At 67.5% G+C, this 14,143-nt stretch carries 12 protein-coding genes; all 12 read left to right on the top strand.

What is annotated here, in order from left to right:
• Positions 1–38 precede the first annotated feature (38 nt).
• The 12 genes from LOS78_RS13615 (at position 39) to LOS78_RS13560 (ending at position 14,124) form a co-directional block, all read left to right on the top strand.
• Positions 39–1,550: a sugar ABC transporter ATP-binding protein gene (locus tag LOS78_RS13615; RefSeq protein ID WP_230377102.1), complete on the top strand. Its 1,512-nt coding sequence runs from the start codon at positions 39–41 to the stop codon at positions 1,548–1,550.
• A 12-nt stretch (positions 1,551–1,562) separates the two neighbouring features.
• Positions 1,563–2,573 (top strand): ABC transporter permease, encoded by a 1,011-nt coding sequence (locus tag LOS78_RS13610; RefSeq protein ID WP_051416297.1) that lies wholly within the window; start codon positions 1,563–1,565, stop codon positions 2,571–2,573.
• Positions 2,574–2,697: 124 nt separating this feature from the next.
• Positions 2,698–3,816 (top strand): Gfo/Idh/MocA family protein, encoded by a 1,119-nt coding sequence (locus tag LOS78_RS13605; RefSeq protein ID WP_028713763.1) that lies wholly within the window; start codon positions 2,698–2,700, stop codon positions 3,814–3,816.
• A gap of 7 nt (positions 3,817–3,823) precedes the next feature.
• Positions 3,824–4,726 carry a sugar phosphate isomerase/epimerase family protein gene (locus LOS78_RS13600; RefSeq protein WP_230377101.1) on the top strand — a complete coding sequence of 301 codons (903 nt, stop codon included), beginning with the start codon at positions 3,824–3,826 and terminating at the stop codon, positions 4,724–4,726.
• Between the two features lie 2 nt (positions 4,727–4,728).
• Positions 4,729–5,739 (top strand): Gfo/Idh/MocA family protein, encoded by a 1,011-nt coding sequence (locus LOS78_RS13595; protein WP_028713765.1) that lies wholly within the window; start codon positions 4,729–4,731, stop codon positions 5,737–5,739.
• A gap of 8 nt (positions 5,740–5,747) precedes the next feature.
• A complete protein-coding gene (locus tag LOS78_RS13590; protein ID WP_230377100.1) occupies positions 5,748–6,554 on the top strand; it encodes a TIM barrel protein in 807 nt (268 codons plus the stop codon).
• A complete protein-coding gene (gene iolC / locus LOS78_RS13585) occupies positions 6,551–8,458 on the top strand; it encodes a 5-dehydro-2-deoxygluconokinase (RefSeq protein ID WP_230377099.1) in 1,908 nt (635 codons plus the stop codon). Before LOS78_RS13590 ends, iolC begins: the two co-directional genes overlap by 4 nt.
• A gap of 121 nt (positions 8,459–8,579) precedes the next feature.
• Positions 8,580–10,409: a 3D-(3,5/4)-trihydroxycyclohexane-1,2-dione acylhydrolase (decyclizing) gene (gene iolD / locus LOS78_RS13580; RefSeq protein WP_230377098.1), complete on the top strand. Its 1,830-nt coding sequence runs from the start codon at positions 8,580–8,582 to the stop codon at positions 10,407–10,409.
• A 10-nt stretch (positions 10,410–10,419) separates the two neighbouring features.
• Entirely contained in the window at positions 10,420–11,316 is an 897-nt protein-coding gene (iolE, locus tag LOS78_RS13575; RefSeq protein ID WP_028713769.1) for a myo-inosose-2 dehydratase, read from the top strand.
• Positions 11,317–11,325: 9 nt separating this feature from the next.
• Positions 11,326–11,511, top strand: coding sequence for a hypothetical protein (locus tag LOS78_RS13570; protein WP_230377097.1), 186 nt, complete (start codon positions 11,326–11,328; stop codon positions 11,509–11,511).
• Positions 11,508–12,314: a 5-deoxy-glucuronate isomerase gene (gene iolB, locus LOS78_RS13565; RefSeq protein ID WP_230377096.1), complete on the top strand. Its 807-nt coding sequence runs from the start codon at positions 11,508–11,510 to the stop codon at positions 12,312–12,314. Before LOS78_RS13570 ends, iolB begins: the two co-directional genes overlap by 4 nt.
• 205 nt (positions 12,315–12,519) lie before the next feature.
• Positions 12,520–14,124, top strand: a complete 1,605-nt coding sequence (locus LOS78_RS13560; RefSeq protein WP_230377094.1) for an ABC transporter substrate-binding protein — start codon at positions 12,520–12,522, stop codon at positions 14,122–14,124.
• The last annotated feature ends 19 nt before the right edge of the window (positions 14,125–14,143 follow it).

The following is a 14,143-nucleotide window of genomic DNA, read 5'->3' as shown; positions in this document are numbered from 1 at the left end:
CCGTCCTGGCCCCGCCCGATCAAGACAGGGGGAAGCCGATGCTTGACCGGACCAGCGCCTGGCAGGGCGAATACATTCTGGAAGTCGACAACATCACCAAGGAGTTTCCGGGCGTGAAGGCGCTCGACGGGGTGCAGCTGAAGATCCGCCCCGGCACCGTCCACGCGCTGATGGGCGAGAACGGCGCCGGCAAGTCCACGCTGATGAAGATCATCGCCGGGGTCTACACCCCCGATGGCGGCGAGGTGCGCTTTGCCGGCCAGCCGCTGGACATCAAGACGCCGCTCGACGCGCTGAACTCGGGCATCGCCATGATCCACCAGGAACTGAACCTGATGAACTGGATGACGGTGGCCGAGAACATCTGGATCCGCCGCGAGCCGCTGAACCGCGTCGGGCTTGTCGATCACACCCGCATGCGGCAGATGACCGCCGATCTTCTGGGCCGGCTGAACATCCGGCTGGACCCCGACCAGCAGGTCAGCGAGCTGACCGTGGCGCAGAAGCAGATGGTCGAGATCGCCAAGGCGGTCAGCTACAATTCCGACGTGCTGATCATGGACGAACCGACCAGCGCCATCACCGAGGCCGAGGTGGCGCATCTGTTCGCCATCATCCGCGACCTGAAATCGCGCGGCATCGGCATCGTCTACATCACCCACAAGATGAGCGAGCTGTTCGAGATCGCCGACGAGTTCACCGTCTTCCGCGACGGCAAATATGTCGGCACGCATCCGTCGAGCAGCGTGACCCGCGACGACATCATCCGCATGATGGTCGGCCGCGAGATCACCGAGATGTTCCCCAAGATCGACTGCGCGATCGGCGAGACCATCCTGGAGGTCCGCAACCTGACCCTGCCGGGCGTGTTCCACGACGTCAGCTTCGAGGTCCGCAAGGGCGAGATCCTGGGCATCGCCGGGCTCGTCGGCTCGAAACGCTCGAACGTGGCCGAGGCGATCTTCGGCGTGCATCCCGCGCCCATCGGCGACGTGCTGATCGACGGGCGGCACGTGCGGATCACCTGCCCCTCGGACGCCATGGCGCATGGCATGGCCTTCCTGACCGAGGACCGCAAGGAAAGCGGCTGCTTCCTGATCCTCGACTGCCTCGAAAACATCCAGACGGCGCTGATCACCCAGAGCCATGTGAAGAACGGCTTCATCGACCGCAAGGCCATCACCGCCAAGGCCGAGGACATGGCCCGGAAGCTGCGGGTCAAGACGCCGAGCCTGCACGAGGCGGTCGAGAACCTGTCGGGCGGCAACCAGCAGAAGCTCCTGATCGCGCGCTGGCTTCTGACCGAGCCCCGCATCCTGATCCTGGACGAACCCACGCGCGGCATCGACGTCGGCGCCAAGGCGGAAATCCACCGCCTCATCACCAACCTGGCCGCGCAGGGCGTGGCCGTCATCATGATTTCCTCGGAAATGCCCGAGGTGCTGGGAATGAGCGACCGCATCATGGTCATGCACGAAGGCCATGTGTCGGGCTTCCTCGACCGGGCCGAGGCCGATCAGGTCAAGATCATGTCGCTGGCCGCCAAGTAACGAGAGGAACCCATGTCAGACGCAAGCATGGCCGCCGCACCGCGCCGCCACCGCCCGATGATGGCGGAACTCAACATCCTTCTGGTCCTGGTCGGCATCAGCCTGACCTTCGAGATCCTGGGTTGGATCATGCAGGGGCAGAGCTTCCTGGGCAACTGGCAACGGCTGTCCATCATGATCCTGCAGGTCTCGGTGGTGGGGATCATCGCCATCGGCGTGACCCAGGTCATCATCTCGGGCGGCATCGACCTCAGTTCGGGCTCCATCGTCGGCGCCACGGCGATGATCTCGATGAGCCTCGCGCAGGCGGCGGGATACGAGCGGGCGATCTATCCCGACCTGACCGGCCTGCCGGTGGTGGTGCCGGTCGCGGCGGGGCTGATCTTCGGGCTGCTTTGCGGCACCATCAACGGCGCGCTGATCGCCTATACGAAAATTCCGCCCTTCATCGCCACGCTGGGCATGATGGTGACGGCGCGCGGCTTTGCGAAATGGTATACCAAGGGCCAGCCGATCAGCTTCCCCTCGGACGGTTTCGCCGCCATCGGCCGGGGCATGATGCCGGTGCTCATCTTCCTGGTGGTGGCGCTGATCTTCCATGTCGCGCTGCGCTACACCCGCTATGGCAAGTTCACCTATGCCATCGGCGCCAACCCGCAGGCCGCCCGCGTCTCGGGCATCAATGTCGAGCGCCAGCTGGTCAAGATCTATGCCATCGCCGGGCTGCTGTCGGCGCTGGCCGGGATCGTGGTCGCGGCGCGTGGCCTGACGGCGCAGGCCGGCATGGGCACGATGTACGAGCTCGACGCCATCGCCATGGCGGTGATCGGCGGGGTGTCCTTGACCGGCGGCCGCGGCTCGATCCTGGGGACGATGATCGGCATGGTGATCTTTGGCGTCATCATCTCGGGTTTCACCTTCCTGCGGCTCGACGCCTATTATCAGGAGATGATCAAGGGCGTCATCATCGTCGCCGCCGTCGTCGCCGACGTCTATCGCCAGAAGAAGCGCAAGAAGGCGTGAGGGGGCCGATGATGAAAGGCCTGACCCTGATGGCACCGGCAGGGAACGGAGCGCCCAGGCGCAATATCCGGTCGCCCTCCGGACCCGTCACCCCCGAGACCCTCCCGAAAGACGAGTAAGCCCGATGACCGCAACGGAGAAATCCCTCGGTGTCGCCCTGATCGGCACCGGGTTCATGGGAAAGTGCCACGCGATGGCCTGGCGCAACCTCGCCACCGCCTTCGGCGGCCTGCCGCCCCGGCTGGAGGTTCTGGCCGACACGCCCGCCGACAAGGCCGCCGGACTCGCCGCCGCCTTCGGCTTTGCCCGCGCCACCGATGACTGGCGCGCGGCGGTCGGCGATCCGGCCGTCGATGTGGTCTCGATCGCCACGCCGAACGGCATGCATCGCCAGATGGCCGAGGCGGCGCTGGCGGCGGGCAAGCATGTCTGGCTGGAAAAGCCCATGGCGCTGAGCGTCGCGGATGCCGAGGCGATGGAGGCCGCCGCCCGCGCCTCGGGCCGCGTCACCATCCTGGGCTACAACTATACCCGCTCGCCCGCCTTCCGCGCCGCCGCGGACATGGTGGCCTCGGGCGCCATCGGCCGGCCGGTCCATTTCCGCGGCATCTATGACGAGGATTACATGGCCGATCCGCAGCTGCCCTGGAGCTGGCGGCTAACCCGTGCCGAAGGCGGATTGGGCGCGCTGGGGGATCTGGGCTGCCATCTGGTTTCCGTCATGCTGGCGCTGATGGGGCCGGTGGCGCGGGTCCAGGCGCAGATGGACACGGTGATCGCCCGGCGGCCGCACCAGGGCGGCACGGCCCCGGTCGAGAACGAGGACCAGGCCCAGGCGCTGGTCCGCTTCGCCTCGGGCGCCTCGGGCGAATTCTCCTGCTCGCGGGTGGCGCGCGGCTATCGCTGCCGGCTGGCCTGGGAGGTGCAGGGCACCGAGGGCACGCTGCGCTTCGACCAGGAGCGGATGAACGAGCTGTGGCTCTACCAGCCCGGCGAGGCGCAGGCGGATGGCTTCCGCCGCATCCTGACCGGTCCGGCGCAGCCCGGCTTCGCCGCCTTCTGCCCGGCCCCCGGCCATAATTTCGGCTTCAACGAGCAGAAGGTGGTCGAGGCGGAAATGCTGCGCCAGGCCATCGCCGGCACCGCCCGCGCCTGGCCCGACTTCACCGATGGGCTGACCATCGAACGCATCATCCACGGCATGGCCCGCTCTGCCGAGACCGGCCGGCCCGTCACCTTCTGAGGACGCCATGAAAATCGCCATAGACCCCTTCATGCACCGCCACCTGCCGCTGGAACAGATCCCCGCCAAGGTCAAGGAGCTCGGCTACGACTGGATCGAGCTGAGCCCGCGCGGCGATTTCCTGGAATGGTTCAAGGCCCCGCGCGTCTTTCCCGACCGCATCAAGGCGCTGAAGCAGGCGCTGAAGGATGCCGAGGTCGGCATCGCCAGCCTCTTGCCGATGTATCGCTGGGCCTCGAACGACGAGACCGAGCGTCAGGCCGCCGTCAGGCACTGGAAGCGCGCCATCGAGATCGCCGTCGAGCTGGGCGTGGACACCATGAACAGCGAATTCGGCCGCGGCCCGCATCCCGACAAGGGCAGCTGCTATTGCTGCCACACCGGCAGCATGATCGAGTCCTGCGAGGACGCCTGGTGGCGCAGCATGGAAGAGCTGGTGCCGATCTTCGAGCGCGAGGGCATCAACCTGCATGTCGAGCCGCATCCCGAGGACTGGTGCGAGACGCTGCAACCGGCGCTCGACATCATCCGCACGGTGAACTCGCCGCGGGTGAAGTTTCTCTATTGCGCGCCGCATACCTTCTATTTCGGCGACGACACCCGGGCGATGCTGCGCGAGGCCGCCGACGTGCTGGCGCATGTCCATGTCGGCGATACCTTCAACCACAAGGCCAGCTCGGGCCTGCGCTATATCCTGAACCCGCCGGGCACGCAGGCGCGCATCCACCAGCATCTCGACATCGGCCAGGGCGAGGTGCCCTGGGACGACTTCTTCGGCACCCTGGCCGAGATCGGCTTCGACGGCATCATGACCGCCTGCGTCTTTGCCTGGGAGGACCGCGCCGACCAGTCCGGAAAATTCATGCGCAGCGAAATGCAACGCTACATCGACACCTATTGGAGCAAATGACCATGACCCTGAAGATCGGAGTGATCGGCACCGGCGCCATCGGCCAGGACCACACCCGGCGCATCAACCGGGTGCTGGCCGGTGCACGGGTCACCGCCCTGAACGACGTGAACCGCGCCAATGCCGAAGCCTGCCAGCGCGACCATGCCCCCGAGGCGCGGATCTTCGACGACCCGCATGCGCTGATCCGGGATGCGGATGTGGACGCGATCCTCGTCTGTTCCTGGGGCCAGACGCATGAGGAATACGTGCTGGCCGCCATCGCCGCCGGCAAGCCGTGCTTTTGCGAAAAGCCGCTGGCCACCACCGCCGAGGGCGCGCGCCGCATCGTCGAGGCCGAGCAGGCCGCCGGCAAGCGGCTGGTGCAGGTCGGCTTCATGCGCCGCTATGACCCCGGCTATGTCGCGCTGAAAAAGGCGGTGGGAGAGGTGACCGGCGCGCCGCTGATGGTCCATGCCGCGCATCGCAACCCGCGGGTGGGCGAGAATTACCAGACCCCGATGGCGATCCACGACACGCTGATCCACGAGATCGACGTGCTGCGCTGGCTGCTGGACGACGACTATGTCAGCGCCCGGGTGTTCTTCCCGCGCAAATCGCCCCGCGCCCATGAAAAGCTGCGCGACCCGCAGGTGGTGGTGCTGGAAACCGCCAAGGGCGTGGTGATCTATGTCGAGATCTTCGTGAACTGCCATTACGGCTATGACATCCAGTGCGAGATCGTCGGCGAGGACGGCACCGCCAAGCTGCCCGAGCCGATGAGCATCCAGACCCGCTCGGGCGCCGTGCTGGGCCAGCCGATCCTGATGGACTGGAAGGACCGCTTCATCGACAGCTACGACTACGAACTGGCCGATTTCCTGAAAGCGGCGGCCGAGGGCACCGCCGCCGGCCCGACCGCCTGGGACGGCTATGTCGCCGCCGTCACCGCCGATGCCTGCGTCGCCGCCCAGGAATCCGAAGGCCAGTCCGTCAGGATCGAACTGCCCCCCCGTCCCGCCCTTTACGCCTGAGGTCCGCCATGCGCTTCGCCCTGAACCATATCGTCGCCCCCCGGCTTTCGCTGGCCGAGTTCTTCGCCCTGGCCCGCCGCCTCGGCTGCACCGACGTCGAGATCCGCAACGACCTGCCCGACGTGACCGGCCAGGCCCCGGCCGAGATCGCCCGCATGGCCGCGGAGGCCGGGGTCTCGATCCTGTCGGTCAATGCGCTCTATCCCTTCAACCGCTGGAGCGAGGACCTCGCCGCCCGCGCCGAGCGGCTGGCCGATTTCGCCGCCGGGGCAGGGGCGCAGGCGCTGGTGCTCTGTCCGCTGAACGACGGCACCGAGATCGCCCATTCCGAGACGGTGGCGGCGCTGGACCGGCTGCGCGCCATTCTGCAGCCGCGCGGGCTGATAGGGCTGGTCGAGCCGCTGGGCTTTCCGCAAAGCGCGCTGCGCCGCAAGGCCGAGGCCGTCGCCGCCATCACCGAGGCCGGCGGGTTCGACGCCTTCCGCCTGCTGCATGACAGCTTCCACCACCATCTGGCGGGCGAGACGGAATTCTTCCCGCATCGCACCGGGCTCGTGCATGTCTCGGGCGTGACCGATCCGTCGCTGGCGGTCGCGGCGATGCTGGACGGCCATCGCCTGCTGGTCGATGCCGACGACCGGCTGGAGAACGTCGCGCAGCTGCGGGCACTGCTGGCGGACGGCTACGACGGCCCGGTCAGCTTCGAGCCCTTCGCCCCCGAGGTCCATGCGCTGGAGGATATCGAAACCGCGCTGCGCGCCAGCATGGACCATCTGCGGGCGGCGGTCTCGGAACCCGTGGAGGCCAGGGGATGACCAGGACGCTGGACGTGATCACCATCGGCCGCAGCTCGGTCGATCTTTATGGCGCGCAGGTCGGCGGTCGGCTCGAGGACATGCGGTCCTTCAGCAAATATGTCGGCGGCTCTCCGACCAACATGGCCTGCGGCACGGCGCGGCTGGGGCTGCGCTCGGCCCTGATCACCCGGGTCGGCGACGAGCATATGGGCCGCTTCCTGCGCGAGGAGCTGGCGCGCGCGGGGGTGGACCTGCGCGGCGTCGCGACCGATCCCGAGCGGCTGACGGCGCTGGTGCTGCTGGGCATCCGCGACGAGGACAGCTTTCCGCTGATCTTCTATCGCGAGAACTGCGCCGACATGGCGCTGTGCGAGGACGACATCGACGAGGACCTGATCGCGCAGGCGCGTTCCGTGGTCGCCACCGGCACGCATCTGAGCCATCCGCGCACCGAGGCCGCGGTGCTGAAGGCGCTGCATCTCGCGCGCAGACACGGGGCGCAGACGGCGCTGGATATCGACTATCGCCCGAATCTCTGGGGGCTCTCGGGCCATGGCGACGGCGAGAACCGCTTCATCGCCAGCGACACGGTGACGGCGAAGCTGCAGGCGCATCTGCCGCTTTTCGACCTGATCGTCGGCACCGAGGAGGAGTTCCACATCGCCGGCGGCTCGACCGACACGCTGGCGGCGCTGCGCGCCGTGCGCGCCGTCACGCCCGCGGTGCTGGTCTGCAAGCGCGGGGCGGCGGGGGCCGTGGCCTTCACCGGCGCCGTCGAGGGCTGGGACAGCGGCGAGACCGGGCCGGGCTTCCCGATCGAGGTCTTCAACGTGCTCGGTGCCGGGGACGGCTTCATGTCGGGGCTGCTCAAGGGCTGGCTCGACGGCGAGAGCTGGCCGCGGGCGCTGGAATACGCCAATGCCTGCGGCGCCTTCGCCGTCAGCCGCCACGGCTGCACGCCCGCCTATCCCTCGCTGGCCGAGCTGGAGTTCTTCCTGCGCCGCGGCATCCGCGAGCGGGCGCTGCGCAAGGATGCGGCGCTGGAGCGCATCCACCGCGCCACCAACCTGCATCCCCTGGAGGGCGACATCCGCGCCTTCGCCTTCGACCACCGCATGCAGCTGGAAGAGATGGAGGGTGCGACCCCGGAACGGATCGGCGCCTTCAAGCAGCTCTGCCTGCAGGCCGCGCTGGAGGTGCAGGACGGCCGCCCGGGCTATGGCATCCTGTGCGACGACCGGCTGGGACGGGCGGCGCTGCATGCGGCGGCGGGCACCGGGCTCTGGGTCGGGCGGCCCTGCGAATGGCCGGGCTCGCGTCCCCTGCGGCTGGAGCCGGAGCTGGGCGCGGCCTGCCAGGGGCTGATGGAATGGCCGGCGGGGCAGGTGGTCAAGGTGCTGTGCTTCTGCCATCCCGAGGACGATGCGGCGATGCGCGCCGATCAGGAGGCGACGGTCACCCGGCTTTATCAGGCCGCGCGGGCCAATGACCTGGAATTCCTGCTGGAGATCATTCCCTCGAAGGTCGGGCCGGTGGATGACGGAACCACGGCGGCGCTGATCCGGCGCTGGTACGAGATCGGCGTCTATCCCGACTGGTGGAAGCTCGAGCCGCTGCGGTCCGATGCCGCCTGGCAGCAGGCGGTGGAGACGATCCGGGCGCATGATCCCTGGCTGCGCGGCATCGTGGTGCTGGGGCTGGAGGCGCCGGAGGCCGAGCTGGCGGCCAGTTTCGAGAAGGCGGCGAAGCACGAACTGGTGCGCGGCTTTGCCGTCGGCCGGACGATCTTCGCCGAGGTGGCGGGCGACTGGCTGGCCGGGCGCCGCAGCGATGCCGAGGCCGTGGCCGAGATGCGGCGGCGCTTTGGCCGGCTTTGCGCGCTTTGGGACCGGGCCCGGGCCGGCGCCGAGGCGGCGGCATGAGCGGGGCGCCCGGCACCGGCGGCGGAGGGGCTCTGCCCCTCTTGGCCTGCGGCCAATTCACCCCGGGATATTTGCACAAGAAAGAAGTCACGGGCGCCGGCACGCGCCGAGGAGGAGAGGCATGAGCGAGACGATCCGGCTGACCGCCGCGCAGGCGATGATGCGCTGGCTGTCGGTGCAGATGACCGAGGAGGGCGAGCGTTTCATCGAGGCGGTCTGGGCGATCTTCGGCCATGGCAATGTCGCCGGGATCGGCGAGGCGCTGCATGGCATCGGCGACGCCCTGCCGACGCTGCGCGGCCAGAACGAACAGACCATGGCCCATGCCGCCATCGCCTGGGCCAAGACCAAGAAGCGCCGGCGCGCCATGGCGGTGACGAGCTCCATCGGGCCGGGGGCGACCAATATGGTGACCGCCGCGGCGCTGGCGCATGTGAACCGCCTGCCGCTGCTGCTGATCCCGGGCGATGTCTTTGCCAGCCGCCGCCCCGATCCGGTGCTGCAGCAGATCGAGGATTTCGGCGACGGCACCGTTTCGGCCAATGACTGCTTCCGGCCGGTCAGCCGCTATTTCGACCGCATCTCGCGGCCCGAGCATCTGCTGACCGCGCTGCCGCGCGCCATGCAGGTGATGACCGATCCGGCGAATTGCGGACCGGTGACGCTGGCCTTCTGCCAGGACGTGCAGGCCGAGGCCTGGGACTGGCCCGCGGCGTTCTTTGCGCCCAGGGTCTGGCGCATCCGCCGGCCCGAGCCGGACGCGGCCGAGCTGGCCGAGATCGTCGCGCTGATCCGCAAGGCCGAGCGGCCGGTGATCGTTTCGGGCGGCGGCGTGATTTATTCCGGGGCCGAGGCCGCGCTGCTGGATTTCGCCAGGCGCCACCGCATTCCCCTGGTCGAGACCCAGGCCGGCAAGGGCGCCGTCGACTGGCGCGAGGAGTTGAACCTCGGCTCTCCCGGCGTCACCGGCACCGATGCCGGCAATGCCGCCTGTGCGCGGGCCGACCTGATCATCGGGGTCGGGACGCGGTTCCAGGATTTCACCACCGGCTCCTGGGCCGCCTTCGCCAATCCGGGGCGGCGGCTGGTCTCGATCAACCTCACGGGCTATGACGCGGCGAAGCACGGCGCGGTGCCGCTGGTGGCGGATGCCCGGGTGGCGCTGGAGCGGATCGGCGCGGCGCTTGGCGCGCATCGCTTCGCCGAGCCGGATCTGCGGCCGCGCGCCGACTGGTTCGCGCTGGCCGACAAGGCCATGGCGGCGCCGAACCATGACGGGCCGCCCTCGGATGCGCAGGTGATCGGCGCGGTGCAGCGCGTCGCCGGCGAGAACACCGTGGTGATGTGCGCGGCCGGCACCATGCCCGGCGCGCTGCAGGTGCTGTGGCGCGCCACCCCCGGCGGCTATCACATGGAATACGGCTATAGCTGCATGGGCTACGAGGTGGCCGGCGCGCTAGGCATCGCCATGGCCCGGCCCAAAGCCGAGGTGGTCTGCATGGTCGGCGACGGCAGCTACATGATGGCCAACAGCGAGCTGGCGACGGCCGTCATGCTGAAGGTGCCCTTCACCGTGGTGCTGACCGACAACCGGGGCTATGGCTGCATCAACCGGCTGCAGCAGGAATGCGGCGGCGAGGAATTCAACAACATGTATGCCAGCTCGAACCTAGTCGAGGAGCCGCAGATCGACTTCGTCGCCCATGCCGCCAGCATGGGGGCGCATGCCGAGAAGGTCTCGGGCATCGCCGCGCTCGAATCCGCGATCCGTGCCGCGCGCGGCCGCGACATCCCCAGCGTGATCGTGATCGACACCGAGGCCCTGACCGGCGCCGGGATCGGCGGCGGCTGGTGGGACGTCGCCGTTCCCGAGGTCGGCCAGAGCGACAGGCTGAGGGCCGCCCGCAAGACATATGAAACCTGGCTGCGAAAACAGCGGCTTGTCAATTGAGGCTCGACCCATGATCCTTTTCGGAACCAATCCCATCGCCTGGGCCAATGACGACGACCAGTCGATCGGCGCCGATATCCCGACCGAGCAGATCCTGCACGAGGCGGGCCAGCTCATCGGCTTCGACGGCATCGAGAACGGCCATCGCTGGCCCGACGAACCGCTGGCGCTCAAGGAACTCCTGGGCCGCTACGGGCTGAAATTCATCTCGGGCTGGTATTCGACCGCGCTGCTGACCCGCTCGGTCGAGGAGGAGATCGCGGCGGTGCAGGGGCATCTGGCCAAGCTCAAGGCCAATGGCTGCAAGGTCTGCATCGCCTGCGAATGCTCGAACACCGTGCATGGCCGGCCCGACGTGCCGGTCAATGCCCGGCCGCGCCTGACGCCCGCCGAGATGGCGGCGTTCGGCCGCAGGATGGAGGAATTCGCGCAGTATCTGGCGGGGCAGGGCATCACGCTGGCCTATCACCACCACATGGGCACCGTGGTCGAAAGCCCCGAGGAGATCGACGCCTTCATGGCCGCGACCGGGCCGGCGACGCATCTGCTGTTCGATGCCGGGCATTGCACCTTCGGCGGCGGCGATCCCGAGGCGGTGCTGAGGAAGCATGTCGGCCGGGTGGCGCATTTCCATGCCAAGAACATCCGCCGCGCCGTGACCGAGGAAGTGCGCGCCCGGGACATGAGCTTCCTGCAGGGCGTGCTGGCCGGGGCCTTCACCGTGCCGGGCGATCCCGAGGGCGCCATCGACTTCCAGCCGCTGCTGAAGATCCTGGCCGAGGCCGGCTATGACGGCTGGCTGGTGATCGAGGCCGAGCAGGACCCCGGCAAGCGCAACCCGCTGGAATACCAGTCGCTTGGGCTGAAATCGCTCAAGGATATGGCGCGTGCCGCCGGGCTGCACTAGGCTGGTGCCATGCTGGTCGATCCCCAACACCCGTTCTTCCGCCCGCTTTGGGTCCGTGTCCTCTGCGTCCTGCTGCCGCTGCTCTGGGCGGGGTTCGAGGCCGCCAGCGGCTCGGTCTTCTGGGCGATCCTGTTCGGCGCGGCGGGGGTCTATCTTTTCGTCACGCTTTTCCTGAATCGCAGCGAGGACCGATGACTCTCTTGCGCAAACCGGCCGGCCAGCACGGTCTTGTCCATCACATCACCCCCGAAGGCGCGGGTTGGTCCCATGTCGGCTTCGACCTCTGGCGGCTCGGGCCCGGCGAAGTGGCCGAGGGCCATACCGGCGGCATGGAGGCGATCCTGGTGATCGTCGAGGGCAAGGCCCGCATCGCCGGCGCCGGCCGGGACTGGGGCGAGATGGGCGAACGGCTGGACGTGTTCGAAAAGACCCCGCCGCATTGCCTCTATCTGCCCGACGGCAGCGACTGGCGGGCCGAGGCCGTGACGCCGCTGACGCTGGCCGTTTGCCTCGCCCCCGGCAAGGGCGGCCATCCCGCCCGCCGCATCGGCCCCGAGGGCATCGCGCTGACCCGGCGCGGGCAGGGCGCCAATACCCGCTTCATCAACAACATCGCCATGGAGGCCGAGGATTACTGCGACAGCCTGCTGGTGACCGAGGTCTTTACCCCGGAAGGGAACTGGTCGAGCTATCCGCCGCATCGCCATGACGAGGACGACTTTCCCCGCATGACCTATCTGGAGGAGACCTATTACCACCGGCTGAATCCGCCGCAGGGCTACGGCATCCAGCGGGTCTTTACCGACGACGGCAGCCTGGACGAGACCATGGCGGTCAGGAACCACGATGTCGTGCTGGTGCCGCGCGGCCACCACCCCTGCGGCGTGCCCTATGGCTACGAGATGTATTACCTGAACGTCATGGCCGGACCGATCCGCAAATGGCGTTACGAGAATCATCCCGACCACGCCTGGATATGGGAGCGCGACAACGCCTGAACCGGGCGGTCCAGCCCGCTTTCGGGCGTGCCTTCGGCCTCTGCTCTCTCATGCCTGCCGGCGAAACGCCGTAAATCGGCCAAAGTTTACGGCGTTTCGCAGCGTCATTGCGGCAAAATGACGACAAGACCCGGCAGAGCACTTGACCTGTCAGGCAGATTCGTTTGCATCAGGTCAGGGAATATCTCTAGACATGGGAGGCATTATGTCGTTCTTCTCCACCCGCATGCTCGCGGCGTCGGCCTTTGCGCTGATGGCCGCCGCGCCGTTGCATGCCAAGACATTCGTCTATTGCTCGGAAGGCTCGCCCGAGGGTTTCGACGCGGCGCCCTATACCGCCGGCACCACCTTCGACGCCTCGGGCCATGCCATCTACAACCGCCTGGTGCAGTTCAAGCCCGGCACGACCGAGATCGAGCCGGCGCTGGCGGAAAGCTGGGACGTGTCCGAGGACGGTCTGGAATACACCTTCCACCTGCGCCAGGGCGTGAAGTTCCATTCCAACGACAAGTTCACGCCCTCGCGCGACTTCAACGCCGATGACGTGATCTTCACCTTCGAGCGCCAGGCCAGCGCCGACCACCCCTGGCACGAATACATCCCCGGCATCACCTACGAATATTATTCCTCGATGGAGATGGACAAGCTGATCAAGTCCATCGAGAAGGTCGACGACCACACGGTGAAATTCACCCTCAACCAGCCCGAGGCGCCGTTCCTCGCCAACGTGGCGATGCCTTTCGTCTCGATCGTCTCGAAGGAATATGCCGATGCGCTGGACGCCGCCGGCACCCGCGAGGACCTGAACAACGCCCCCATCGGCACCGGCCCGTTCCGCTTCGTCGCCTATCAGAAGGACGCGGTGATCCGCTACCAGAAGAACGCCGATTACTGGGGCGAGGCGCCCAAGATCGACGACCTGGTCTTTGCCATCACCCCCGACGCCTCGGTGCGGCTGCAAAAGCTCAAGGCCGGCGAATGCCACCTGATGCCCTATCCCGCGCCCGCCGACCTGGACGAGATCCGGGCCGACCCGAACCTCAAGCTGGACGAGCAGCCCGGCCTGAACGTCGGCTATCTGGCCTATAACACCACCGTCGCGCCCTTCGACAATCCGCAGGTCCGCAAGGCGCTGAACATGGCGATGGACAAGCAGGCGATGATCGACGCCGTCTATCAAGGCAATGCCGAGGTCGCCAAGAACCCGATCCCGCCGACCATGTGGTCCTATAACGACGCGGTCGAGGACGACGCCTACGATCCCGACGCGGCCAAGCAGATGCTCGAGGAAGCCGGCGTCCAGAACCTGAGCATGGAGATCTGGGCGATGCCGGTGCAGCGTCCCTACATGCCCAACGCCCGCCGCGCCGCCGAACTGATCCAGAGCGATTTCGCCAAGGTCGGCGTCAAGGTGGACATCGTCAGCTACGAATGGGGCGAATACCTGAAGAAATCGATGGAAGAGGGCCGCAAGGGCGCCGTCATCCTGGGCTGGACCGGCGACAACGGCGATCCGGACAACTTCCTGTCGGTCCTGCTGTCCTGCGCTTCGGCCAATCCGGGCGGGGCGAACCGCGCCTTCTGGTGCAACCAGGAGTTCTCGGACCTGCTGGCGAAGGCCAAGGCCAGCTCGGACCATGACGAGCGCGTGAAGCTTTACGAAGAAGCGCAGCTCATCTTCAAGCGCGAGGCGCCCTGGGCCACGCTGGCGCATTCGACGCAATATGTGCCGATGGCCAAGAACGTGACCGGCTTCGTGCAGTCGCCGCTGGGCGACTATGCCTTCGACACCGTGGACCTGACCGAATAAGGCCGGTCCCGGACTGAAA

This window comes from Paracoccus sp. MA, assembly GCF_020990385.1.
Lineage (GTDB): Bacteria > Pseudomonadota > Alphaproteobacteria > Rhodobacterales > Rhodobacteraceae > Paracoccus.
The sequence above is the reverse complement of the archived record's forward strand: the minus strand, read 5'-3'. Positions and strand labels throughout refer to the sequence as shown.